The sequence below is a fragment of the Mesorhizobium yinganensis genome (assembly GCF_040081985.1).
GTDB classification, from domain to species: domain Bacteria; phylum Pseudomonadota; class Alphaproteobacteria; order Rhizobiales; family Rhizobiaceae; genus Kumtagia; species Kumtagia yinganensis.
In genome coordinates, this window is the sequence record NZ_JBEBMH010000043.1 from 1 (window position 1) to 23,609 (window position 23,609).

22 protein-coding genes and 1 riboswitch are annotated in these 23,609 nt (G+C 61.4%); of the genes, 3 read left to right on the forward strand and 19 right to left on the reverse strand.

Annotated elements, in window-relative coordinates; genetic code table 11:
• The first annotated feature begins 517 nt into the window (after positions 1-517).
• From ltrA to ABMA59_RS34105, 3 genes are all read left to right on the forward strand, one after another.
• Positions 518-1,585 (forward strand): group II intron reverse transcriptase/maturase, encoded by a 1,068-nt coding sequence (gene ltrA / locus ABMA59_RS34100; protein ID WP_425476036.1) that lies wholly within the window; start codon positions 518-520, stop codon positions 1,583-1,585.
• Positions 1,582-2,016 carry a group II intron maturase-specific domain-containing protein gene (locus ABMA59_RS37450; RefSeq protein ID WP_425476038.1) on the forward strand — a complete coding sequence of 145 codons (435 nt, stop codon included), beginning with the start codon at positions 1,582-1,584 and terminating at the stop codon, positions 2,014-2,016. The genes ltrA and ABMA59_RS37450 overlap by 4 nt, the downstream gene beginning before the upstream one ends.
• A 79-nt stretch (positions 2,017-2,095) precedes the next feature.
• Positions 2,096-2,305 (forward strand): DDE-type integrase/transposase/recombinase, encoded by a 210-nt coding sequence (locus tag ABMA59_RS34105; RefSeq protein ID WP_425476037.1) that lies wholly within the window; start codon positions 2,096-2,098, stop codon positions 2,303-2,305.
• A 433-nt stretch (positions 2,306-2,738) separates the two neighbouring features.
• On the opposite strand, the gene ABMA59_RS34110 is transcribed toward ABMA59_RS34105, so the two are convergent.
• The 19 genes from ABMA59_RS34110 to ABMA59_RS34200 form a co-directional block, all read right to left on the reverse strand.
• Positions 2,739-3,329 carry a HupE/UreJ family protein gene (locus ABMA59_RS34110; RefSeq protein ID WP_349009811.1) on the reverse strand — a complete coding sequence of 197 codons (591 nt, stop codon included), beginning with the start codon at positions 3,327-3,329 and terminating at the stop codon, positions 2,739-2,741.
• A 31-nt stretch (positions 3,330-3,360) separates the two neighbouring features.
• A complete protein-coding gene (locus ABMA59_RS34115; protein ID WP_349009812.1) occupies positions 3,361-3,900 on the reverse strand; it encodes a hypothetical protein in 540 nt (179 codons plus the stop codon).
• A gap of 2 nt (positions 3,901-3,902) precedes the next feature.
• Positions 3,903-5,111 carry an agmatinase family protein gene (locus ABMA59_RS34120; RefSeq protein WP_349009813.1) on the reverse strand — a complete coding sequence of 403 codons (1,209 nt, stop codon included), beginning with the start codon at positions 5,109-5,111 and terminating at the stop codon, positions 3,903-3,905.
• A complete protein-coding gene (locus ABMA59_RS34125; protein ID WP_349009814.1) occupies positions 5,112-5,933 on the reverse strand; it encodes an ABC transporter ATP-binding protein in 822 nt (273 codons plus the stop codon).
• A complete protein-coding gene (locus ABMA59_RS34130) occupies positions 5,930-6,748 on the reverse strand; it encodes an ABC transporter permease (protein ID WP_349009839.1) in 819 nt (272 codons plus the stop codon). Before ABMA59_RS34130 ends, ABMA59_RS34125 begins: the two co-directional genes overlap by 4 nt.
• Positions 6,749-6,854: 106 nt before the next feature.
• Positions 6,855-7,919, reverse strand: a complete 1,065-nt coding sequence (locus ABMA59_RS34135; RefSeq protein ID WP_349009815.1) for a putative urea ABC transporter substrate-binding protein — start codon at positions 7,917-7,919, stop codon at positions 6,855-6,857.
• A 102-nt stretch (positions 7,920-8,021) separates the two neighbouring features.
• Positions 8,022-8,136, reverse strand: a riboswitch (guanidine-I (ykkC/yxkD leader).
• 433 nt (positions 8,137-8,569) lie between these two features.
• Positions 8,570-8,773 (reverse strand): DUF2958 domain-containing protein, encoded by a 204-nt coding sequence (locus ABMA59_RS34140; RefSeq protein WP_349009816.1) that lies wholly within the window; start codon positions 8,771-8,773, stop codon positions 8,570-8,572.
• The gene (locus tag ABMA59_RS34145) at positions 8,748-10,673 is read right to left on the reverse strand and encodes a glycoside hydrolase family 127 protein (protein ID WP_349009817.1); all 1,926 of its coding nucleotides are present in this window, start codon (positions 10,671-10,673) and stop codon (positions 8,748-8,750) included. The genes ABMA59_RS34140 and ABMA59_RS34145 overlap by 26 nt, the downstream gene beginning before the upstream one ends.
• 38 nt (positions 10,674-10,711) lie before the next feature.
• Positions 10,712-11,767, reverse strand: coding sequence for a LacI family DNA-binding transcriptional regulator (locus tag ABMA59_RS34150; RefSeq protein WP_349009818.1), 1,056 nt, complete (start codon positions 11,765-11,767; stop codon positions 10,712-10,714).
• Between the two features lies 1 nt (position 11,768).
• Positions 11,769-12,686 (reverse strand): carbohydrate ABC transporter permease, encoded by a 918-nt coding sequence (locus tag ABMA59_RS34155; RefSeq protein WP_349009819.1) that lies wholly within the window; start codon positions 12,684-12,686, stop codon positions 11,769-11,771.
• On the reverse strand, positions 12,683-13,558 hold the full coding sequence (locus ABMA59_RS34160) for a carbohydrate ABC transporter permease (RefSeq protein WP_349009820.1): 876 nt from the start codon (positions 13,556-13,558) through the stop codon (positions 12,683-12,685). The genes ABMA59_RS34155 and ABMA59_RS34160 overlap by 4 nt, the downstream gene beginning before the upstream one ends.
• Before the next feature lie 80 nt (positions 13,559-13,638).
• On the reverse strand, positions 13,639-14,895 hold the full coding sequence (locus ABMA59_RS34165; RefSeq protein WP_349009821.1) for an ABC transporter substrate-binding protein: 1,257 nt from the start codon (positions 14,893-14,895) through the stop codon (positions 13,639-13,641).
• Positions 14,896-15,685: 790 nt separating this feature from the next.
• Complete coding sequence (locus ABMA59_RS34170; RefSeq protein WP_349009822.1) at positions 15,686-16,984, reverse strand: mandelate racemase/muconate lactonizing enzyme family protein; 1,299 nt, start codon at positions 16,982-16,984, stop codon at positions 15,686-15,688.
• 114 nt (positions 16,985-17,098) lie between these two features.
• Positions 17,099-17,848, reverse strand: a complete 750-nt coding sequence (locus ABMA59_RS34175) for an RraA family protein (RefSeq protein WP_349009823.1) — start codon at positions 17,846-17,848, stop codon at positions 17,099-17,101.
• Between the two features lie 11 nt (positions 17,849-17,859).
• A complete protein-coding gene (locus ABMA59_RS34180; RefSeq protein WP_349009824.1) occupies positions 17,860-19,029 on the reverse strand; it encodes a mandelate racemase/muconate lactonizing enzyme family protein in 1,170 nt (389 codons plus the stop codon).
• Between the two features lie 2 nt (positions 19,030-19,031).
• Entirely contained in the window at positions 19,032-20,126 is a 1,095-nt protein-coding gene (locus ABMA59_RS34185; protein WP_349009825.1) for an ABC transporter ATP-binding protein, read from the reverse strand.
• A 22-nt stretch (positions 20,127-20,148) separates the two neighbouring features.
• A complete protein-coding gene (locus ABMA59_RS34190) occupies positions 20,149-21,021 on the reverse strand; it encodes a carbohydrate ABC transporter permease (RefSeq protein WP_349009826.1) in 873 nt (290 codons plus the stop codon).
• On the reverse strand, positions 21,018-21,977 hold the full coding sequence (locus ABMA59_RS34195; RefSeq protein WP_349009827.1) for a carbohydrate ABC transporter permease: 960 nt from the start codon (positions 21,975-21,977) through the stop codon (positions 21,018-21,020). The genes ABMA59_RS34190 and ABMA59_RS34195 overlap by 4 nt, the downstream gene beginning before the upstream one ends.
• Positions 21,978-22,057: 80 nt before the next feature.
• Positions 22,058-23,536 carry an ABC transporter substrate-binding protein gene (locus tag ABMA59_RS34200; RefSeq protein WP_349009828.1) on the reverse strand — a complete coding sequence of 493 codons (1,479 nt, stop codon included), beginning with the start codon at positions 23,534-23,536 and terminating at the stop codon, positions 22,058-22,060.
• Between the last annotated feature and the right edge of the window lie 73 nt (positions 23,537-23,609).

Consider the following 23,609-nt stretch of genomic DNA (forward strand, 5'->3'; position numbering starts at 1 on the left):
GTAAAGGGAATTGAGGCGAAGCCGTTACGCCGAGATGGTTCCCGAGGCTGTAGCACTGGAAGGTTGAGGAACACGAACCGGTTAATCCGCATCCGAGGGCTGAAATGTCGCCTTCGCCTACACGGCTTAACAGGCGAAATGCTGATGAGGTCGCCGGAGAGGTATGTCGGCGGCATCCGAATGTGGGCGTATATGTAGGTCGCCTGCAGGGAGCCATGGGGAGAGCACAGCCAAATCATGGCAGCGGCATCGACTTGCGGGACGCAAGGACAAGGACTGCGACCGGCAACCTCCCCAGTGCGTGGAATGTCCAGCATATGAACGAGGGAAGGCATGATGGAATGCCCCGATGTTCTGCGTCGCAAGGGAGTTGACCCTGATGTCCATCATGCTGGCGGAGTTCCCGTAGTAGTCTGCGGCAGGGAAAGCCTGCCACATGGCGAAGGGGAACAGTTCAATCTGCTTGGAGTGCAAATTACCTGACCAAATGAGGTGAAGACCTTTGATAATCAGCGAAATGCAGCACAAGCTCGCAACATGGGCTGAAAGCGATCCGGACCGGCGGTTCGATCGTCTTCTTCGGCTCATTGCCGATCGGGAATGGCTTGCCGAGGCTGCCCGGATCGTTCTGGCGTCAAGTGGCGCCCGGACGCCGGGCATTGACGGAATGGATAAGCAACGCATGCAGGCCGGGCTGGATCGCCATCTGGCCGACCTGCGGATGAACCTGCTGAAGGGCACCTATCGCCCGAAGCCGGTCAAGCGGATCTATATCCCGAAAGCCAATGGCAAGCTACGACCACTGGGTATACCGACCCTGACAGACCGCATTGTCCAGCGTGCCATGCTGATGGCCATGGAGCCGATCTGGGAAAGCGACTTCCATCGCCTGTCCTATGGCTTCCGGCCGGAACGCAGCGTGCACCATGCCGTTCGCACCGTGAAGTTGCAGCTTCAGGATGGCACGGATGCGACGAGGGGCCGCTGGATCATCGAAGGTGATCTGGCAAGCTACTTCGACACCGTTCATCACCGGTTGCTTCTGCGATGCGTGCGACGACGGGTGCAGGACGGACGGTTTGTTGATCTACTCTGGCGAATCCTGAAGGCGGGCCACATCGATCGTGGTCTGTTTACGGCGTCCAGCGAGGGTGTTCCGCAAGGCGGCGTGCTGTCGCCGCTCCTGTCCAACATCATGCTCCACGAGTTTAATGCGTGGCTGGAGGCGAAATACCTGAACCGGAAAGCCCGCAAGGATCGCTGGGCATGGAACTTCGGCATTCAGCAGGGACGCCCCATCACGGTTCGAGAGAACCGGCAATGGAAACCTGCGATTGCCTATTGTCGCTATGCCGATGACTTCGTCGTCATCGTCAAAGGGCCGAGGCTTCATGCCGAGGAAATCCGCGAGGAATGCCGGGCCTTTCTGGAAGACCGCCTGAAGCTGACGTTGAATATGGAAAAGACCCATATCACCCATGTCGATGACGGGTTCGTCTTTCTGGGGCATCGGATCATTCGCAAGCGAGGGTCGAACGGGCACATGTCCGTCGTCAAAAGGCCAAGGCGTTTGTTCGCAAACTGACCGAGACCCTTTCCGGCAATCATGATGTTGGCAAGGTCGACATGGTGGACCGCCTGAACCGTCAACTGGCGGGATGGGCGGCCTTCTACAAGTTCACCGACTTCACAGCACGCACCTTCCGGCACATCGACCATGTCGTGTTCTGGAAACTGGCGCACTGGCTGGCGCGAAAATATCGGTCACGCATCAAGCCCCTGATGCGGAGCTGGTATCGAGCGCCGGATGCGGGCAAGGCAAAAACCTGGCTCGTCTACGGACGAAGTGAACGCGGAAACCGTGTCGGCAAAGCGCTGCGCCGAATGGTATCGAGTCCCAAGGCGCAGTTCCGATGGCGGAACCCGGAGATCAATCCATACATCTTCCGGAGCGAATCTCGCAGCACTGTCACCTCAAACTATCATGATGTTGCTATGGCCATGGGCCAAAATTGAATAGAGAGCCGTATGCGCTGAAAGGTGCACGTACGGTTCGGGGAGGAGAAGCGCAGCAGCGCTTCTTACTCCACTGCCGATGCGCAGGGGATTCCTCTATCTGGTCGCGATCATGGACTGGTTCAGCCGCAAGGTGCTGGCCTGGCGTATCTCGAACACGCTCGAGACCGACTTCTGCGTCGAGGCGCTGAACGAGGCAATCCACCGCTTCGACCCGCCCGAGATCATTTCGCCTAGCAGTCGGGCGCGACGAACCACGCGTCCGCACGGCACTAGAGTTCGCGCATAAAGCAAGTCTGGCAGTCTTGCAGCTGGGAAATTCTCGGTATCCCCGGGCACCGGATCCAGCGCGTTGGACGGGCAGATATCGGCGCAAGCATTGCAAGCCGTGTGGCGGTCGGAATCACTATTCGGCAATGAGGTGAGGTCCAGCGAACGCGTTGCGGGTGACGGCCGCGGGTGGAGGATGCCTAGTCGCGTGTTGTACAGGCAGACAGTCCAGCAAGAGACTGCAAGCCCGCCTTGTCGCGCCTGCAGAAGATTTCGGTCAGAACATCTTGCCCCTCGACAACTTCGGCTTCAGAGCGAGAGCATCCAGCCTACAGCCGCTCGGCGCGGACCTTCAAGACCCGGTACAAGACGCCGCGAAGACGCCGTAAGACGACTAGGCAATTTCGCATCATTGCAGTCTTTCCACGATTGGCGAAAGCTTCCGCTGCCGGTCAGAAGGCCTGGAAAGCCATCCCCATGCCGACGAGCGACGTGGCAGCACCGGCCGCGCGGACCATGTGCGATCGGCCGGCAAGCTTGACCGCAGACAGCACGCCCGCCGCATGCAGGGCCGAGGTGGCGAAGACGAAGCCGGCGGCATAGGCGAGGCCGCTGGTGGTCTCAGGAGTTGCAAGCCCATGGGCGTTGCCGTGGAAGAGTCCGAAGACCGAAGCGAGCAATGCGGCCGCCGCCAAAGGCAGCGGCCTTGCCAGCGCAACCATGGCGCCGAAGACGACCAGCGACAAAGCGATGCCGGTCTCAAGGGAGGGCAGTTCGAAACCGACAATGCCCAGCGCGGCGCCCGCCATCATTGCCAGCACGAATGCCGGCGGAACGACGAGAAAGCCGGCTCTGCCGCTGCGCGCGGCAATCATGCCGATCGCCACCATGGCGAGCAGGTGGTCGATGCCGAACAGCGGATGTTCGAGACCCACGAGCAGTCCATGGACATGGTCTGCGCCGGGATGGGCGAAGACTAGCGACGGCATCAGCACCGCCGTCAGCGACAGCGCCGCGAGGGGGAGTTTGGAGGAGATTTTCATGATCGTGCCTCTTTGTTGAAGGGGTTCGGCATCAGTGGCCGGGAACGGCAAATTGCGAGGTCGCGGAACGGTCACTGAGCGCGCGGGCGGCGGCGAAGCCGAGACGCCTTTGTGCCGCACCGTCGTGATAGACGAAGGCGAGACGCCGCCGATGCGAGGTCAGCCGGGCCGGCAGCGGGTGGTAGGCGACGCCGGCGCCGCCGACCAGCGGCATGACCGCGCCGACATCGACCATGTCCTCGGTCTCGACGCGAAGCAGATGCAGCCGCGTGCCGTCGCCGGATTCGCTCACGAAAGGGATGCCCGCCAGCCGCAGGAAGCTCGACGGATCGGGCGCGCGTGAAAACCCTTCGAGGAAGGCCGTCTCGACGAGGTCGAGATCGACGGCTCCCGGGTCGACCGGATGCTCCTTCGCATGGTCCGCCGGCAGGTGCGGCGTCTGCCACTGCAGCGGTTTGCCGGCGGGGCCGTTATGGCCGGGCGGGTGCGAATGATGGTGGCCGTTCGGCCCATAATTATGGTGATGGCCGTCGCCATGGTCATGATGATGGTGGTGAAGATCGTTGTGCATGCTCAAAAACTCGCCGGCTTGTCGATGATCGCCTTGTGTTTGCCGAGATTGCCGTGGGCCACCATCGAGCCCAGCGCCTCCACGACGACGCGCACGCCAAACAGCGCCGTGATGTCTGAGGTGTCGTAGGGCGGCGAGACCTCCACCACCTCCAGGCCGCATATGCCGGGCGCGGTCACCATCCCGAGCAGTTTCAGCGCCTCGCGCGGCAGGAAGCCGCCGGGTTCGGGCCAGCCGGTGCCCGGCACGAAACCGCAGTCGACGCTGTCGACGTCAAAGGAGATGTAGACGGCGTCAGTGCCTTTCCATGCGAGTTCCAGGGCGACCTCGGCCGTCTTCTCCAGCCCCATCTGCTCGATGTCGGAAATGGTGAGCACATTGGTGCCGCGTTTCCTGGCTTCCGCCACGCCGTAGCGTGGAACCTGCCAGCCGCCGATGCCGAGCTGCACGAGGTTGGTTGCCGGGACATTCGGCAGGTTAGTCGCCCAGTACCAGGGCGTCGTGTGCATGCGCTCGTCGAGGTCCTTTTCCTGGATGTCGATGTGGCGGTCGAAATGGATGATGCCGATCTTCTTGGAGGTCACGTCGGCAATGCCGCGCACGCAGGGGAAGCCGATCGAATGGTCGCCGCCGAGCATGATCGGCAGCGCGCCCGACGATGCGACGTGGCTGACGCCCTTGGTGATCTGGTCGAAGCTCTTTTCCAGGTTCGCCGGAATGGTGAAGACGTCGCCGGCGTCGCACAGCGTCATCTGCTCGCGCAGGTCGACGCCGAGTTCGTAATTGTAGGGCGTGTAGAGCGCCGAGATGCGGCGTATGCCTTGCGGCCCGAAACGGGTTCCCGGACGGTAGGTGGTACCGCTGTCGAAGGGTATGCCCATGACGGCCGCGTCATATTTGCCGACGTCGCGGACGTTCTCGACATAGGGCGCCTTGAGGAAGGTGTTGATACCGGCGAAATGCGGCAGTTCTCCGCGCGCGAACGTTGGGATCGACTTGTCGACGATGGAATCCGAGCCCGGCAGGCCCATGTCGAGCGCCCATTGCTGCTCCTTGCGCCAGCCGGTTTCGGGCAGCCTCCCCTCGGCCTCGATCGACTTCCAGCCCTGCGTTGCACGGGCGTCGAAATCGGGATGATGGAGGCGCCGTGCCTGTTCGCGGGTGAAAAGGCCCGCGCGGCGATGGCCGCGTTCGGGGATGTTTTTGGACATTCAAGGTCTCCCTTGCGGCGTCGTCGCCGCATCGGCGGTTTTCAGCCGGGCCGTCCCGACCATCGCGGCCACTTCAGCCACGTCCTTTTGGGAAGCCCGGTTCTTGCGGTCGAGCTTCAGATCGTAGGTGATCGTCGCTCCATAGGCCGACGGGAACTGCGGGTCGTGGCGCACCTTGTCGAAGACCAGCACGCGGGTGCCAAGCTTGAACGCCTCGCCGATGTCATGGGTGACCATGACCACGGTCATGCCGTGTTCGGTCCACAATTCGGTGAGCAGCTCATGCATCTCGGCGCGGATGCCCGGATCGAGCGCACCGAAAGGCTCGTCGAGGAGCAGGATTTTCGGCCGGCCGAGAAGGGTCTGCGCGATGGCCAGCCGCTGCTGCATGCCGCCCGACAGCGACGCCGGATAAAGGTCGCGTGCGTGGGCGAGGCCGACCCGCTCCAGTATGTGTTCGGCTTCCTCGCGCGCGCTCTTGCGGCGGACGCCGAAGACGCGGCCAAACGGGCCGCCGGAGCGAAAATCCTCGACCAGCATCAGGTTCTGCAGGGCGGTCAGATGCGGGAACACCGAATAGCGCTGGAAGACTATGCCGCGCTGTGGCGTCGGCTGCGGCACGATCGGCCGGTCCTCGACCACGATCACACCGCCGCTCTGCTGCTCCTGGCCGAGCAGGATGCGCAGGAAGGTCGATTTACCGCAGCCGCTGGCCCCGACCAGCGACAGGAACTCGCCGGGCTCGGCGGTGACGTTGACGCGCTCCAGCACGCGGGCATCGCCGTAGTTCTTTTCGAGCGCATGAACAACGATACGGCTCACTTGCCCTCCACCGGGTAGGCCCAGGGGGAGATCGCGTGCGAAAGCCGCATCAGCAGCCAGTCGGTGGTGACGGCAAGCAGCGTGATCCAGGCGACGTATGGAAGGATGATGTCCATCGACAGGTAGCGGCGGACTAGGAAAATACGGTAGCCGAGGCCCTCGGTCGAGGCGACGGCCTCGGCGGCGATAAGGAACAGCCAGGCCGGTCCGAGCGCCAGCCGCACGCAGGTGATCAGGCGCGGCATCACCTGCGGCAGCACCAGCCGCAGCACCATCGTCCAGCTGTTGCCGCCAAGCGTCTGTGCCTTGGCGACAAGTTCGGCGGGCAGTTCCATGACGCGGTTGGCGATATCGCGCACCATCACTGGGGCGACGCCGACGGCGATCAAGGTGATCTTCGCCGTCTCGCCAAGGCCGAGCACGATGAACAGGATCGGCAGCAGAGCCAAAGGCGGGATGACGCAGACGACCGTGACGAAGGGGAGGAGAAACGCCTTTACGCGCGGGATGAAGCCGATGGCGATACCGAGCGTCAGGGCCGCTAGCGTCGCGATGCCCACGCCGGCAAACAGCCTGAGCAGGCTCGCAAAGGTGTCGACCCACAGGAGGAGATCGCCGGAACGCTTGTCGGGAACCGCGGCGAGGTCGAGAAACGCCCGCGCCATTTGGGCGGGCGACGGCAGCAGCTTGTCGTTCGGGTTGAGCGACAGCCTCTCGCCCGATGCGGCAAGATAGGCGATCGCCACGGCAAGGAACGGCAGGGTGCCGAGAAACAGGGCGGCCCCGCGCGAAACCTTGGCGTTGACGAGCCGCAGCCGGGCCTTTGGCTGACGCACCGGCTGTGGCGCCTCCGGCCTGCCAGCGTCGACCACCGCACCCATCGCGCCGGACCCTCTGGACAGCATGTCCGCGCACGCCGCCTCAGAGTTTCCCTTCCGCGGCCTCCGCCATGTAGTCCGGGTCGAACCGCAGCTTGACATTGTTGGCGTCGCCCAAAGTCGAACCGTCGGCGAAGCTCATGCCGACCATGTCGACGCTGGTCGCGTTGGTGCCGAGGATGCCGTGGTCGAACAGGAAGTTGCGGACAAGATCCATCGTCTTCGGCAGTTCTGGGCTTTTGGTGAAGTCGACGGCCTTGGCGGCCTCAAAGAACATCTGGGTCGAGGCAAGCTGCGCGTCGAAGCCGGCCAGGTCGGTGCCGGAGGCCTTGGCCATCTCCTCCTTGGCCGCCTTGCCTTCGGGCGAACCGGACGCCATCCGCCCCATGACTTCGTACCAGGCACCTGCCAGCGCCTTACCCAGTGCCGGATTATCCTTCAGCGTCTCGGTGTTGACGACCATCATGTCGATGATCTCGCCTGGGATCTGGGAGGAATCGAAGACCTTGGTGGCGCCTGGCATCGCCAGGATCTCGGAGACGAGGGGATTCCAGGTGACGACCGACGTGACGTCCGCCGTGCCGTAGGCCGCGACCATGTCGGCGTCGGAGGTGTTCACCACCGTGATGTCCTTCTCGGCGAGCTTGACGGTTTCCAGCGCGCGAGCCAGCAGGTAGTGCGAGACGGAAAGCTCGACCAGATTGACCTTCTGGCCGGCAATGTCGGCGAGCGCGGACTTGTCCTTGAGGATCACCGCGTCATTGCCGTTGGAGAAATCGCCGATGATCAGCGCCGTGGTGTCGACGCCGCCGCCGGCGGGAATCGACAGCGCGTCCATATTGGTCATAGAGCAGCCGTCGAAGCCGCCGGCCGTGTATTGGTTGATCGACTCGACATAGTCGTTGATGCGGGTGAGCTCGACATTGATGTCGTATTTGTCGGCCCATTTCTTCATGATGCCGCTCTCGGAAAGGTAATCCCAGGGCATCCAGCCGACATAGATCGACCAGCAGATCTTGAAGTCCTTCTTGGGCGCGGCGTCCGCGGCGGAAATGATAGGAAGGCTGAGTGAGGCGGCTAGGATTATACCGGCCAGTTTGCGAAGCATTCACGTACCCCTGTTCGCGGTCCGGGTTGCGTCCGGACTTTTGTTTGGGGTTCGCGGAGCGCGCAACCGGGAAAAGGTTCGCGCCAGCAAACCCGTGCAGGGTTCTCCCGGGATTTTGGCCCGCCGTGTTCCGCCGGATGCCTCGATGCATCGTCGGCGGTCGCGTCTCTCGGACCAGCACCACTTAGTTGCGGCCGGAACCCTAGACGCTCTGCACATCAGAGGATTAAGCAAGACATATGCCAAACGAGAATTCAGTCGCCAGTGGGCCATATTGACATGGAAGTTGGACGGAATCGCTGTGCGGGTGACAAAAGATTAGTCTTGGCGCCTTAACATTGGGCAGATCTAGCGGTGGTGAAATTTCATGCTGTCCACCGAGGCTCTTTAGTGCACAATCACACTCCGGGACGACAACTCACGACAGATTATGCCGTGCATTTTTGCTACATCAATGCTACATGTAGCGCGGATAAGTGATTGAAAACCAATCGCTACGCGCAGCGGACACTGTTTCTCTTCGTCGACGCTATTCTGGCCGGCAGCGATCATCTCCTTGAACAACGGCAGTGCCTCGGGTTCGAGGCGCAGCCATCGCTTGCGGGACGTGTCGCGATAGGGTTCGAGTTTCGGCCGGGGACGGAAGCGCGTCACATGCGCTCCCCAGGTCTTGCCCGAGTCGCGTTGGAAAGAGTTCGGATAGCGGCAGTGATACTGCCCGTCTCACGGGCGGCTTCGGCATAGGTCGAGATCGGATATGTGCCGGTGGAGGAATGATCTCCCTCGATTTGCATGCCGAAGGGCAACTTGAGAACGGGCTCCGGCACGTCATTCAGATGCGCGGGGCTGGTCACGTTCGCAGATCCAGACTTGCATGGAACCTTTCGCTCTATTGCTCCACAGGTAGTAGGGAAGTGCCGTCAATTTGCAAACTGTTACCGATGGCGGCGTATTTCGGTAAAGGCTCTTGCCCCAGTCCTCGCCCTCGGCGCGTTGCGCGGCAGCCGTTAGGATGACGACGCCATCAAAGATATCGCTTCGCTCCTCGATGTCGACCCTAGCTTCGCGCGATAATTCAAGTTGCTGAACGCATCCGCCAGGATTGTCGACTTCCTCGACACAATAAATCAGGGGCCCGCGCTTCAGGGCCACACGGCCGAGGTCTTCTTTAACCGAAGGATGCGCATAGATGCGTTCGGGCGGCATTGGTAATTCGAGCGCGATCCTGTCCCCTTTCCGCCAGGAACGCCTGACCGACAGATAGCCCGCCTTGGTGCCGCTCTTAACGTCGACCGATTCGCCATTGACCGAAGCGGCGGCACCCTGCGCCCAGCCGGGGATACGGAGCTTGACAGTGAAGGCAGCGGGAGCCTCTGGGTCGACTTCGATCCTGATCGAGCCCGACCACGGATAGGTGCTGGTCTCGCGGAGGAATACCTTGTTTCCGGAGAGATGGACCGTCGTCGCAATGCCTCCGTAGAGGTGGAAGGCCACCGTATCCTCGCTGGCCGAGACAAAATAGCCGCCAACCGACGCCACCAGGCGCGACGAATTCATCGTACAGCAGGGGCAGGTATGCCACGTCCACCGGCTGTGGCGGCCGTCGCTTTCGAGCGGATTTGAATAGAAATAGTGCTCGCCATCACGCGATAGGCCGGTCAGCGCGCCATTGAACAGCGCCTGTTCCATTACATCCGCGTAGCGTCCGTCGAGGTCGAGATGCAGCATACGCTGCGCCCAGAAGATCAGCGCGACGGAAGCGCAGGTCTCGGCATAGGCCGTGTCGTTGGGAAGGTCGTAGTCCTCTGTAAAACCTTCGTTCGCGGCGGCCGGGCCGAGGCCCGAGGTGATGTAGATCTTCGACGCCATGACGTCGTCCCACAAGACCTCACAGGCGCGCTTGAGGCTATCGTCGTTCAACTCTGCGGCAAGATCGGCCATGGCGGAGAACATATACATCGCGCGCACCGCGTGGCCGACCACCTTTGTCTGCTCGCGCACCGGCCTGTGCGACTGGTTGTATTCGTAGCTCTTCGCCCAAAAACCCCTCGGGCTTTCCCCTCGCGCGTCAGCTTCGTGATCGAAATAGTGGGGCTGGCGGCCACGCTCATTGATGAAGTATGCAGCGAGGTCCAGATGCTTTCTCTCTCCAGTCAGCCGGTAGAGTTTGATCAACGCCAGCTCGATCTCCTGATGGCCGCAATAGCCGCGCTTCTGTCCGGGGTCGGGGCCAAAGGTCTGGCGCACATGCTCGACATAGCGTTCAAGAATGCCGAGCAGGCGTCGCCTGCCGGTGGCGATGAAATAGGCAATGCCACCTTCGAGCAGATGACCGAGATTGTAGAGCTCATGGTTATCGCGCAAGTTGGTCCAGCGCTTGTCGGGCTCGCGCTGCAGGTACCAGCAATTGAGATAGCCGTCGGGAGCCTGCGCTTTCTCGAGATCGTCCGTGATTTTTTCGATCTTTGACTCGATGTCGGCGTCGCGGCGATGCGACAGCGCGTAGGAAGCCGCCTCGATCCATTTGCCGACATCGGAATCCCAGAACACTTGCACGGTAAAATCGTGCTCGTTGCGTGGGTAGCGCAACGGCGGGGCCGGGTTGGGCAGAGTCAGCGATTCCAGTATGCCGTGCTTTCCGAGTTGGACGTGCTGGCTGGGAATGGTCCGCGTCAGCACCGTCTCCAGCCGTTCGCGCCAGAAATTGCCTTCCAGCGCCACATCGACGAAACGGACCGGCTTAAACGCGTTCATTCGCACATCTCCACGCCAACGAATATGTCCTCGCGCATTCAGGACGTCGAAGACGCCCGCACGACCAGTGAACAGGGCCGGCGCCTGACGCCGCTCAGCCTCTTTCCACCGATCATCTCGAGCAGGCTGTCACCCGCCTCGCGCCCCAGCGCCTTGAGGTTCATGTCGACGCTGGTCAGCGCCGGCCGCGCCGCCAGCGCCATGACATCCCAGTTGTCGAAGCCGACGATTGCGACCTCGGCGGGAACGCCGACCCCCATCTCGCGCAGCGCGTCCGTCGCGCCGCGGGCGATCTGGTCGTTGCCGCAGAAGACTGCATCCGGCCTTCGCGGAGTGGCAAACAGCTTCGCCATGGCCTCTCGTCCCCAGGCCTCCGACCAGACACCGGAAAGGTAAAAGCCATCGATCTCCGGCAGCCCGGCTTCGGACAGGGCGGAGCGGTAGCCCGCGCACCTAAGCCTTACGGCCTCGAAGCGCTCCGGCCCGGTGACATGTGCGATACGCTTTCGACCAAGCGACGCCAGATGCGCGACGGCTAGCCTTGCTCCACCCTCGTCATCGGGCAGCAGCGACAGGGCGCCGGCGTCATCGGCTTGCGAGAAGACGTAGATGACCGGCAGACCGTGCGCGAGCGGGTCGATTGCAGCACGCATGTCTGCGCGCCGCGCCGTGACCACCAGCCCGTCTATGCGTTTGCGAAGAAGCTGGTCGAGATGCTGCCGTTCGCGAGCCGGATCGTCGGTGGCGTTGCACATGAAAACAGCGATACCATCTTCCGCCAGACGCTCTTCCAGCGCCTCCACGATCGGAAAGGTGAAGCGTCCAAAACTGTCGTTGGAGATGATGCCGATGGTGCGTGATTTCGCGCGATGCAGGCTCTGCGCCAGATCGTTCGGCCGGTAGCCGATCTCGCGTGCCACGCGCAGGACCTTGTCGCGCGTCTCCTGGCTTAGCCGGCCGCCTGCATTCAGCGCCTTCGATGCCGTGCCGATCGATACTTCTGCCATGCGCGCCACATCGCGGATGGTTGGCGTGCCGCCGAAGGTCAGCAACGGCGAGCGGTCTTCCGGAGGCGGCTGATCGACATCGTGCATGCTACTTCACCGCGCCCGTGAGGAAGCCGGCCATGTAGTATTTCTGCAGCAGCAGATAGAAGGCCATGCAGGGGATGATCGAGATGGTGATGCCGGCCTGGAGCATGCCCCAGTCGGTTCCGCCGATGCTGGTCTGTTGCCGGGCCGCAGCGAGGATCAGCGGCAGCGTGAAGGACGTGTCCTTGTTCATGATCACGAGAGCTGCGAGCAGTTCGTTCCACGACGTGATGAAGGCGAACAGTGAGACGGTGATCATCGCCGGCACCACGGCAGGCAGGCAGATGTGCACCAGTACCTGGAAGCTGTTGCAGCCGTCCATGGTCGCCGCCTCTTCAAGCTCGTGCGGCACCGCCTCGAAGGCGTTGCGCATCACATAGATGCTGAAAGGCAGTTGGATCGCCGTATGGACGATGGCGAGGCCAACCAGCGAATTGTGCAGCTTGAGCTGAACGAACAAGAAGAAGAGCGGCGTGAGCAGCGCCTGGTAGGGCACGATCAGGCCGAGCAGGAGCACGACGAAGATTGCTTCCTTGCCGGGGATGCGGAACTTCGCCAGCCCGTAGCCGGCCGGAACCGTCAAAGCAAGGCAGAAGCCGATCGTCAACAGTGCAGCGCCAAGGCTGTTGGCGAAGTAGGTCGGCAGCCCGGCCTGGTAGTTCCACAGGCGAATGTAGCTGTCGAGGCTGAGGCCGGAAGGGAAGTAGGTCGGTGGCACCGCTGCGGCCTCTTGCGTCGACTTGAGCGAGGCAAGCACCGAGGCAAGCATTGGGAGCAGCATGACGGTACAGACCGCCAGGCATATTGCGGAGACTAGATATTTGCGGCGCCCAAGCAGGGAGTGCTCGAGGAAGCCAGACATAGCCCCTCGGGCTGGCGAGTGGCGCGCCATGTCCTGGGCCATGTCGGGGAGCGCGCTCATGCGTGGCTCCGACGGCTGATCAGCATCTGCAACAAGGTACAGACGAGAATGATAAAGGCGAGGATGAGCGACAGCGCCGCACCATAGCCGAGCTTCAGGTAAGGAAATGAATTCAGGTATATCAGGAAGACCGAGGTGGCGGTCAGGTTGCGCGGCTGGCCGGCGGTCATGATGTAGAACTGGTCGAAGGCGAGCAGCGAACCGATGACGCTGATCAAGGTGACCAGCAGGATCGTCCTGGCGGTGAGCGGCAGCGTGATCCTGCGCACCCGTTGCCAGTAGCTCGCGCCGTCGACCATGGCCGCCTCGTTGATCTCGCTCGGCACTGCATGGATTGCAGCGACGAACAGGATGGTGCCGAAGCCGACCACCTTCCACACGATCGAGGCGATCACCGCCCACATCGAGATGGTTGCGTCGGCGCCAAACCAGACGACCGGCCTGGCGATTACGCCGAAGTCCATCAGGGCGCGGTTGATCAGCCCGAAATCGTAGCTGAACAGCCAGTACCAGAGCAGGCTCGACGCGCCCAGGCCAATGACGACAGGCAGGAACACGACGCTGCGCGTGAACTGCCTGAGCGGTCTGTTTTCGGCGGTGAGCAAGGCAAGGAGATAGCCGAGCACCATCAGGATAGGCGTTATGATCAGTGTATATTTCAGCGTGAATTCCAGAGAGGTCCAGAACTGTGGGTCGTTCCACGCCTTCGTGAAATTGCCCACGCCGACATATTTCTTTGCTGAGATCAGCGACCAGTTGTGCAGCGACATCCAGACCATCTGGGCCAGGGGGTACGCGGTGAAGACCAGCACAAAGGCGAGCGCCGGCGCAACGTAAAGAAATCCGACAATCCTGTTCGTGCGGCCTCGCATCTGTTCCGCCTGTCCGGTTCCGCCCAGTCTGCATTCGAGGCGAGGCGTCGTGTTTCGGCGCCTCGCTTGCATGCGCAATTCTACTCTGCCGCAATGGCCTTCATCTGCGCCTTCGCATCCGAGATGATCGTGTCGATGTCGGTGTCCTCGTAGTAGGCGCGTTGGAGCATCTGCAGCCACGGGCCTTGCGGCGAGTTTATCAGCTCGAAGAATCTTAGCGTGTAAGGCGTCTTCGCGACTGCGATTGCCTTGGCAACGTCCTGCACCTTGGGCTCGGCCTGGAAGTACTTGTTGTCTGCCATGTCGCCGCGCGTCGTCATGTTGAGCATCTTGGCATAGACCTCTACCTGGGTCTCGTCCGAGAGCAGGAACTTCATGAAGTCGATCGCGTCGTCGACGCGCTTGCTGCCGTTGGGGATGGTGACGATGTCACCGCCCGCAAACGACGCCACCTCGCCGCTCTTCGCGCCGGGTAGCAGCGCGATGCCGAAGTCCATCCCGGGGTTCTGCTCCTTGGCAAGCGTGATGTTAAAGTTGCCCGTCCCCATCATGCCTATCTTGCCGGAGCCAAACCGCAGGTGAAATGTCTCGCCTGTCTCTGCGCGCGCGTCCTCATGCACGTTGCCCGCCTTGATCATGTCGCGGGCCCATTGCAGCACTTCTTTAACGCCGTCGCCTTGCAGCGGCTCGTCATTGGCATCCTTCGGCTCTATGGTGGCGCCGGAAGCCCACATCAGCGGGCCTACGGTGAAGATGTTGCAGCCCGCACAGGAACCAGGCAGGAAATAGCCCTTCACGTCACCGCCGAGCGCGGTGATCTTGTCGGCATATTCGCGGATCTCGGCGAGGCTTGTCGGCGGCTTGTCCGGATCGAGGCCGGCCTTGCGGAACAGGTCCTTGTTGTAGAACAGCGCCGACACGTCGGCATAGAGCGGCACACCGTAGATGCGGCCGTCATACGTCGATACGGCCATATGTCCCGGGCTAGCCGTCTTGAGTTCCGGCCAGTCCTTGATCTTATCGGTGATGTCGACGAGTTGTCCCGCAGCTTCGAACTGCGGGCCGTAGATCAGGTCCATACCCATCAGGTCGGGCACCTCGCCGCTGGCGATCGCCTGCGCGATCTTCGGCACCATCTCGGTATGAGGGATGTAGGTTAGATTGATCTTTCGGTCGGGGTTTTTGGTATTCCACGCGGCGACCAGGGCGTCGACCATGCCGGCATTGCCGCCACTCCGCTCCCACATCTGCAGGTCTTCGGCCATTGCCGGCAGAGCAATAGCCACCAGCAGGCCCGCCAGCGCTACCCGGCAGGTCCTCAACATCCGCAAGCTCATAGGTTCCTCCCTTTAGCAAGCTCGGATTTTTGCTCGTTGGGAAAAGCTTTTCTCGCCCAATCGCAATACGGCCCGATCTAGACACAGGGACTCAATGGGAAAAGCTTTTCTCAGCGCGAGAATGCATATTTTGTTCGAGTTTGCAATGTGCAAGCAACTCGAGACCGTCTCACGCGAGTTCAACCAGTTGAGCTCTCGGGAAGCTCCGAAGCGGTTCGTGGGTACCGAAATGAGGCAATGACATGCATTCGGGCCCGAGCAAATCGTCGACCTGGACGGCGCGTTCCTCCGGAAATGCGGACGAGGGCGTTGTCACGCAATGTCAGCGTGAAGCCGTCCGCGCCTGCGGGTAAATTGCATCCCTCGGCACCGACATAGTTATTTCCTAGGGCAGGACCGATTTTTCGGGCGAGGTCGCGGACATCGATGTGGTTCTGAACTTGTCGGCGGAGATTGTGTGCCAAATCCAAAGATGCACTGAAGCCGGGGGGAGACGTGGTATGCCTCATAACCGCTCCCGTCGAGGATGGGTCTGGCCAGCCGGGCATGCCTCTTTCAGTGGCAAAAATTCAGGACGAATCCTATGCGCTGTCGGCCGTCGCCAACCTTTTAGAGCGGGACGGCTTGAAACCTTAGATTGCCACCGTGGAGCCCATCGTATACTTGAGGCAAGACGGCTTCACGGACCGTCTCGTCTTGAGCTTTCGGCCAATACAAACTTGAATCGCGGTAGGTTCGGCAACCGGCCATTCATCATATTCGAATCGCTTCATCTATTGCCGGATGAGGTCTAATAGACCAAATGTCCCAGGAAGCCGACGCGCTCGGTATTCCACTGTTCTGACGGCTCGAAATAGCCTGACCAGGGCAAAAGATGCTCGCGGATGACATCCTCGTTCAGGTCGATGCCCAGACCCGGAGTTTCAGGGACGGCGACGTAGCCATCTGACAGGTAGTCAGACGAGATCCCGGTGACGATGTCGATCCACCACGGCACATCCAATGCGTGATGCTCGACCGCCATCAGGCTGGCTAGCGCCACTCCAAGGTGAACATTGGCCATGAATGCCACCGGCGAGCAGCAGGCATGCAAGGCCGTCGGAATGCCATGGCGCTCGGCATGGTCGGCGATTTTTTTGGTTTCCGTCAGGCCGCCCGAGGAAAGCATGTCGGGATGGATGATGTCGAAAGCGCGAGTCTCGATCGCCTCGCGAAAGCCTTCGAACAGATACAGATCCTCGCCCGCAGCGACTGGCGTCAGCAGCGCATCGGCCACCCGCCTGTGACCTGCGATGTCGGTCCAGGGCAATACGTCTTCGATCCAGGCAAGGTTGAACGGCTCGACCGCGCGGCCGATTCGGATCGCCTCGTCGGCAGTTACGAATCCTTCGCCGAAATGGTCGGTGCAGAGCGACACATCGGGGCCGACCTCGTCACGCACCGCCCGGCAGATGTCGTGGACGAGGTCCAAGCCCCGCGCGCTAATCCGCGCTCCGGCGCCACGGCCCGGAGTGTGGAATTGACGGTACTGTGGATATTCGTGTCGGGTGTCCGAGCCGACCATTGCACCCGGCACAGATTCAAACATCCGAGCCGACAAGTCGAATTTGATGAAGTCCAGCCCCAGCCTGCGTCGTGACCGGACAACCCCGGCGAACGCTTCGGGGGTCGGCTCGTCGGGCGATGGCGTATCGCCGTAGATGCGCACCCTGTCGCGGAATTTTCCGCCGAGCAGTTGGTAGCACGGCACCCCGTACACCTTGCCGACCAGATCCATCAGCGCGATCTCGACGGCGCAGACGCCACCTGCTTCCCGGCTCTCGCCGCCATAGCGCTTGATCCGACGGAACAGGTACTCGACATTGCAGGGGTTCTGGCCAATCAGCAGCGGCTTCAGCCGCATTGCCGTATCGGGATGGGCGCCGTCGCGCACCTCGCCCAGTCCGTACACCCCCTGATTGGTCTCAATCTTCAGGAGCGGGTGAATGCCCTGCGCCCGGATCGTGGCGACGCGGATATCGGTTATCCTCAGCCGCGACGGTTCGGATGCGCGACGCACCGCATTTTCAATCGTGTCGGCAACGGACATTTTTCCCCCATAGCCTTTGGTGTGAGTGAAGATGCCACGCTCGATTGGGCAAGGGTGGGTGCGAGCTTGCCATTTTGCTGCGAGGGTGCCTGCGTCGGTGTGCGGAAAGGGATATCACCGGGGCGAGTCCTTCGACGCCCGCTCGGCCAGCCATGCCTCGTATTCCGGCCAGGCATCCTGATGCAGCGGGTAGTAGCGCTTGAGCGATTCGCCGGCGAGAAGCTTCTCACGCGAGAACTCTTCCCAGCCATGATCCTTGTGGGCCTTGACGATCATGGCTTCGGCAACGGCAACAGGGACGCAGACTGCACCGTCGTCGTCGGCGACAATGACATCGCCGGGGATTACTGTCACGCCACCGCAGGCCACCGGCACATTGACCGCGAACGGCATCAGCGCCGTCTGCGCGTGATAGTTCGGCGTGACCCCCCTCAGCCACATCGGGATGCCAAGCCTCTGCACCTTGGCCCAATCGCGCACGCAGCCGTCGATGACCACGCCGGCGCCCCTCAGCCCCTTGAAGTAGGTCATCATCATGTCGCCGAAGATACCAGAGGTCATGTCGCCGCGGGCATCTACGACCACGATGTCGCCTTCCTCGACCTGGTAGAGAACGTGCCGGTGCAACTGCTTTTCAACGTCGGTATATTCGCCTTCCTCAAGCAGGTCTTCGCGCTTCGGCATCATTTGCAACGTCACGCATGGCCCGGCAACCACCTGGCCGGGCGAGCGCGCAACTGGACCTTCCATAAAGCAGTTGCGGATGCCCATATGCGCTAGCGTCGCGCTCGCGGTGGCGGCGCCCACCTCGCGAACCCTATCGACCAGGTCCCAGGAGGGGCGTTTGATTTTGGCGATGTCCATGTCCGGCTCCCTCACCAGTTCGTGACCGAGCCGTCCCTGCGTACCAGGTGCGGCGCTTCCCACTGCTTGTAGCTTTGCTTCGCCACCAGTTGCTCGTTGACGTCGACGCCAAGCCCCGGCCTGCCGCTGACGCGATAGTAAGCCCCTTCCAGTGTGAGAAGCCCTGGAAACAACTCGGGGTTGTCGAAGCCGTGATAGAGTTCTCCCGGCGAAGCGCGTGTCTCCAACCAGGCGAAGTTCGGAACAGCGGCCGCAAAATGGACCGTGGCCGCGGTGCAGATAGGGCCAAGCGGGTTGTGGGGCATCATGTCGATGTAGTGGGCTTCGGTCCAACCAGCGACTTTCATTGCCTCGGTTAGGCCCCCGACATTGCAGACGTCGATGCGGTTGAATTGCGCGATGTCCCTCTCGATGAAGGGCAGGAATTGCCATTTTGAGGAGAACTCCTCGCCGATAGCAAAGGGGATGTCGGTCAGCTTCCGCAATGCTTCGTAGGCGCCAGGCGTTTCGTCGCGAATGGGCTCTTCGAGGAAATCCAGCGTCCCACGTGGCATCTTCTGGCAGTAGCTGCCGGCCTCCGCCACGCTCAGCCGGTGATGGAAGTCGACGCCAAGGACAACCTCGTCCGCCACCGCCTCCCGGCACTTGACGGTCCATTTGGCGGTCTCGGCGATACTCGCGCGCGGCTCGTAGACATTGTCGGACCTCTGGCCGGCTGGGATGAGGCGGATCGCCTGCCATCCCAGTTCCCTGAGTTCGACAACCTGCTCGACGACCTGCGCGCTCGAAGCTTCCGACCGCGTGGTCGCGAATGTCGGAATGAGATCGCGTTGCTTGCCTCCGAGCAGTTCATAAATCGGCACTCCGAGCGCCTTGCCCTTGATGTCGTGCAGGGCGATGTCGATCGCCGAGATGGCGGCCTGCAGGACACGGCCGCCTTCGAAGTACTGGCTGCGGTACATTTCCTGCCATATGCGGCCGATCTGCATCGCGTCCTGTCCGATGAGAAAATCGCGGTAGTGCTCGATGGCGCCCACCACAGCCTTCTCGCGCGACGACAGGCCGCTTTCACCCCAGCCGTACACGCCCTGGTCGGTTTCGACCTTGACGATCAACTGGTTGCGGGTGCCTACCCAGACCGGATAGGGCTTGATTGCGGTGATCTTGAGCTTCGGCTGCATGATCAGACTTTTAGCGCCAGTTCGGTCTCTCCATCGAAGAGATGCATGCGATTCTGGTCGAACTCGAGCCACACCTGCTCGTCCGGTTCGACATTGAACGTTGGCGGTAGGCTGATGTTGACTATCGCTCCCGACAGGAAAACCTGCACGAAGGTCACGTCGCCGGTGGGCTCGACCGTGTAGACCTTGGCCGGTACGCTCGCAGCGACCTGCGATCTGTGCAGGCGGATCGCCGAGTGGCGCGCGCCGAGCACGATCTTCCTTGAGGTCGCACTCTGCGCCTTTCGGGCATTCTGGTCTGAAAGCTCGACGGTCCATTTCTCGGCGCTTGTCAGCACCGTCCGACCACCGGCCGTCGTCGCCTCGAGTGGGATGAGGCTCATGGCTGGACTCCCGACAAAGCTGGCGACGAACAGGTTCATGGGGTTGGCGAACACCTGTGCCGGTGTGTCATACTGCTGCAGATAGCCGCCGTTCATCACGGCCATCTTGTCGGCCATCGTGACCGCCTCAAGTTGGTCGTGGGTCACGTAAATGATCGTAGCGTCGAAATCCTGGTGGAATCGCTTGATCTCGGACCGCATTTGCACGCGCAGTTTCGCATCGAGATTGGACAGCGGCTCGTCCATCAGGAAGACGGCGGGATCGCGAACGAGCGCGCGGCCCAGCGCCACGCGCTGCTGCTGGCCTCCTGACAGTTCCCGGGGCCGGCGCTCGAGAAGGTGTGAGATGTCCAACATGCGCGCCGCGTCGCGCACTTTCTCGTCTATCGCCGACGACGGCATCCTGCGCATCTGCAGGGGAAAGGCGAGGTTCTTGTAGACGGTCTTGTTTGGATACAGCGCGTAGTTCTGGAACACCATCGCGATGTCCCGGTCCTTCGGATCGAGATCGTTGACGACGCGGTCGCCAATTACGATGTCGCCGCTGGAGATCGGAATGAGGCCGGCCACCAGGTTCAGCGTCGTGGTCTTGCCGCACCCCGACGGGCCGACGAGTGCAACGAACTCTCCGTCGTTCACCGTCAGCGATACGTTCCTCACCGCATAGACCGCTCCATAGGTCTTGACGAGATCTTTGAGGATCACGTGGGCCATGAGCTCCTGTTCCCAATGTTTCCTAGTGTTTGACCGCGCCTTCGGTGAGCGCGCGCACGAAGTATTTCTGGAGGACGAGGAACAGAACCACGACCGGCACGCTCATCATGAAGCTCGCGGCCATCAGTCCCGGGAAGTCGGTCGTGTTCTCGGAGAAGAACCGCTGCACGCCGACCGGCAGGGTTAGTTGTTCGTTCTTGGATAGGAACGTGTAGGCGTAGATGTATTCGTTCCATGCACCGATGAAGGAATAGATCGCCGTCGCGATGATCCCAGGCACCGAAAGCGGCATGACAATCAGGACAAACGCCTGTAGCCGCGTCGCGCCGTCGATGCGCGCCGCCTGTTCGAGCTGTACCGGGATGTTGTCGTAGAACCCCTTGAGCAGCCAGATAGCGAGCGGCAGGCCGAAGGTCAGGTAGGTGAGGACCAGCGACCCGTGGGTGTTCACCAAGCCCAGGAAGCGCATTAGGATGAAGAGCGGCACAAGGAAGATGACTGCCGGGAACATGTTGCGCAGCAACACCGAAAAGAACAGGAATTGCCGCCCCGGAAATCGGAAGCGCGAGAAGGCGTAGGCGGCTGGCACCGCGACCAGGACCGCAAGGATCGTGGTCAGCGTCGAGACGACCAGGCTGTTCCAGAAGAATTGCAGGAAGTCCCGGCCGACGCTGTTTTGGGGATCGAGCAGATTCCGATAACTCGCCAGCGTGGGCTCACTCGGCCACCATTCGGGAGGATAGGCCATGGCCGCGAAGCTCGACTTGATCGATGTCAGCATCATCCAGATCATCGGAACTGCCGTGTAAAGCAGCATGAACAATAGGAAAAAGCGGCCACCCCCGCGCCAGCCGTCAATTCGCCCGCGGCGGGAGGGACCAGCTTGCGAGTTCATGCCTCGTGTTCCCGTCGTTCGCCCTGGCTGAGTGCGCGCACATAGAAATAGCCGAGCGTCATCAAGATGATGAACAGCAGCACCGAGTAGGCCGATGCCACGCCCCACCGCTGGCGTCCGAAGGCAAGCTCGTAGATGTGCGTGATCCAGATGTGGGAGGCATTCGAGGGACCGCCGCCGGTCATGATCCAGGGTATGATGAAGGAGTTGAAGTTCGCGACGGCGAGCAGCAGAACGGTGACCGTTGAGACCCCGCGCAGGTGCGGAAAGGTGACGTGCCAAAAGCGTTGCCATGCCGAGGCGCCATCGACCTGCGCGGCACGCAGGAGTTGCTCCGGAACGGTCTGTAGTCCGGCCATCATCATGATCATCGCGAACGGAAACTCGCGCCAGATGTTGACAACAATCAGCGAGGCCAGGACAGTGCTTACGCTGTCAATGAAATTCGGCGGACGGTCCACGATGCCCAGTTGCACGAGCACCACGCCGATGATGCCGAAGTCCGAATGATACATCCATTTCCAGATGTAGGAGGCGGCAACGGCGCTGATCACCCAGGGCACGATGAAGATGGCGCGCATCATGCCGCGCCCGAAGAAATCGCGGTGCAGGGAGAGTGCCAGCGCAAAACCCAGCACGAACGCGATCAGGGTCGAGGCCAGCGTCCAAATCACCGTGTTGAGCGTGACCCGCCAGAACACGCCGCTGGTCAGGATGGTCGTGTAGTTGTCAATCCCGACGAAGCTCTTGTCCTTCAGTTGCAGGCCGGGCGGCGTTTTGAAGAAGGACAGGTCGACCGTGTAGTAAATCGGGTAGGCAATGACGACCAGCATCACCACAATGGCGGGTAGCACATAGAGGTAGTCGAACCGGCTGTCCCAAATCTGCCGGAGCAGTTCGGAACGCTTCGCGTGTGGCTGGCGGACCGGACTGGCCTCGCCTGTCACCATGGTCATTGCGGGAAGCCCTTCTCCTGGTTTGTGAAATGTTGGCCGGCAGCGCGAGAACTGCCGGCTTGGTTCGCAGCAGAGCAAGGCTAGAGCCCGCCCATCAGCTCCTTGACTTTATTCGCCGCGTCATCCGCTGCCTGGTCAACGGTCATCGCGCCGGTCAAGGCGTTCTGCAACATGTCCGGGACGATGATGTTCATGATCTCGGGTGCCTGCGGCAAGGCCGGGAACGGAATGCCGTAGGGCAGCATCGACGTGGTGACGTCGAGGAACTTGATGTTGTCCAGGCGTTCCTTCATCCACTTGGTCTTGAAACCGTTGAGATTGCCCGGGTTGGACCCGGCATAGGCCATCTTCAGCGACCATTCGGGGCTGGTCCAGAAGCAGATGATCGCCTTCGCGGCCGGCTCATCAACCTTGCCGCCATCGACATATTCGGGCTTCAGGATGTGGATGTTGGAGCCGCCGAAGACCACTGCGCGCTTGCCGTCGGGGCCGGTCGGAATCAGTCCGTACCGCATGTTGTCGATGACGGTCTGCGCCTTTTCCTTGTCGGCGCCCGTTGCCTTCTTCTGCATATCGAGCATGACATTGTAGTCGGATGGGTGCGAAATCATCATGCCCAACTGGCCAGCGACGAACAGCGGCTGGTTGTCCGCCTGCTGGTTGGTGAGGGCTGATACGGGAACCGATTTGTCCCGGACATACATGTCATACGACGCCTGCAGGGCGCGCTTGCTGGCTTCGCTGTTCAGCCTGATCTCGCCATAGTTCGGGCTCGGATCGGCTTCATCGAATACGCCGCCGCCGTAACCCCAGAGCTGCGGCATGAACCGGTAAGGCGTGTTGCCGGCGTTCTTGCGGGCAACGAGCCCGTAGCCGGCGATTCCGAGCTTGTCGTGAATCTGCTTTGAGTACGCGACGACATCGTCCCAAGTTGCCGGCGGCTTATCGGGATCGAGCCCCGCGCGTTTGAAGATATCGGCATTCCAGATGAGCGCCATCGTCTCGTTGTTGGTCGGGATGCCATAGGTCACTCCGTCCCAAGTCACCGCTTTCATGGCGCCCGGCCAGAAATCCTCCGTCGACCAGCCGACGTCTTCGGGCTTGAGGGGCTCGAGGTAGCCTTTCGACGCGAACTCGGTGCCGCCCAGAATCTGCAGGCGGACCGCCATCGGCGCGGCATTGCCCAGGAGCGCGGTGCGGAATTTGTCGAGCAGGTCGTTGTAAGTGAGGGCCTGTTCTTCCAGCTGAATGTTCGGATAGGTCTTGCGGAATGCCTCGAAGAAATCTTTATAGTACTGGCGTAGCAGGTCGGGATCGCCTTCGAACACGCCCTGGTACCAGAAGGTCAGGCGCCCCTTGTAGTCAAGCGGAGTGACCTTGCCGCACGCCTCCGCCGTATCGAATTCCGCCGTACCCGCAATGGAGCGGACGTATTCTGGCGACCATTTGCTCAGGTCGACCGGCGGCTCTGCGAGCGCCGCCGTCGCGATCAACGACATCGCTATCGCGGAGGGTACCGCGCCGCGCAGGCTGGCGTTGCGGGGATTCAACTTCACCATTGGACTCCTCCCGTTTTCGTGGCCCGTCTAGCGGCCGATTGTGCCGACGACCCAAATGTCCGGGTTGTTCTTG

What these genes read in the sequence shown, in the direction of transcription:
- ABMA59_RS34200 (WP_349009828.1), bottom strand. Translation starts at nt 23,536, where the DNA reads ATGGTGAAGTTGAATCCCCGCAACGCCAGCCTGCGCGGCGCGGTACCC.
- ABMA59_RS34160 (WP_349009820.1), bottom strand. Translation starts at nt 13,558, where the DNA reads ATGCGAGGCCGCACGAACAGGATTGTCGGATTTCTTTACGTTGCGCCG.
- ABMA59_RS34165 (WP_349009821.1), bottom strand. Translation starts at nt 14,895, where the DNA reads ATGAGCTTGCGGATGTTGAGGACCTGCCGGGTAGCGCTGGCGGGCCTG.
- ABMA59_RS34150 (WP_349009818.1), bottom strand. Translation starts at nt 11,767, where the DNA reads ATGCACGATGTCGATCAGCCGCCTCCGGAAGACCGCTCGCCGTTGCTG.
- ABMA59_RS34170 (WP_349009822.1), bottom strand. Translation starts at nt 16,984, where the DNA reads ATGTCCGTTGCCGACACGATTGAAAATGCGGTGCGTCGCGCATCCGAA.
- ABMA59_RS34195 (WP_349009827.1), bottom strand. Translation starts at nt 21,977, where the DNA reads ATGACCATGGTGACAGGCGAGGCCAGTCCGGTCCGCCAGCCACACGCG.
- ABMA59_RS34185 (WP_349009825.1), bottom strand. Translation starts at nt 20,126, where the DNA reads ATGGCCCACGTGATCCTCAAAGATCTCGTCAAGACCTATGGAGCGGTC.
- ABMA59_RS34135 (WP_349009815.1), bottom strand. Translation starts at nt 7,919, where the DNA reads ATGCTTCGCAAACTGGCCGGTATAATCCTAGCCGCCTCACTCAGCCTT.
- ABMA59_RS34145 (WP_349009817.1), bottom strand. Translation starts at nt 10,673, where the DNA reads ATGAACGCGTTTAAGCCGGTCCGTTTCGTCGATGTGGCGCTGGAAGGC.
- ABMA59_RS34105 (WP_425476037.1), top strand. Translation starts at nt 2,096, where the DNA reads ATGCGCAGGGGATTCCTCTATCTGGTCGCGATCATGGACTGGTTCAGC.
- ABMA59_RS34120 (WP_349009813.1), bottom strand. Translation starts at nt 5,111, where the DNA reads ATGTCCAAAAACATCCCCGAACGCGGCCATCGCCGCGCGGGCCTTTTC.
- ABMA59_RS34190 (WP_349009826.1), bottom strand. Translation starts at nt 21,021, where the DNA reads ATGAACTCGCAAGCTGGTCCCTCCCGCCGCGGGCGAATTGACGGCTGG.
- ABMA59_RS34115 (WP_349009812.1), bottom strand. Translation starts at nt 3,900, where the DNA reads ATGCACAACGATCTTCACCACCATCATCATGACCATGGCGACGGCCAT.
- ABMA59_RS34180 (WP_349009824.1), bottom strand. Translation starts at nt 19,029, where the DNA reads ATGCAGCCGAAGCTCAAGATCACCGCAATCAAGCCCTATCCGGTCTGG.
- ABMA59_RS34110 (WP_349009811.1), bottom strand. Translation starts at nt 3,329, where the DNA reads ATGAAAATCTCCTCCAAACTCCCCCTCGCGGCGCTGTCGCTGACGGCG.
- ABMA59_RS34175 (WP_349009823.1), bottom strand. Translation starts at nt 17,848, where the DNA reads ATGGACATCGCCAAAATCAAACGCCCCTCCTGGGACCTGGTCGATAGG.
- ltrA (WP_425476036.1), top strand. Translation starts at nt 518, where the DNA reads ATGCAGCACAAGCTCGCAACATGGGCTGAAAGCGATCCGGACCGGCGG.
- ABMA59_RS34155 (WP_349009819.1), bottom strand. Translation starts at nt 12,686, where the DNA reads ATGAGCGCGCTCCCCGACATGGCCCAGGACATGGCGCGCCACTCGCCA.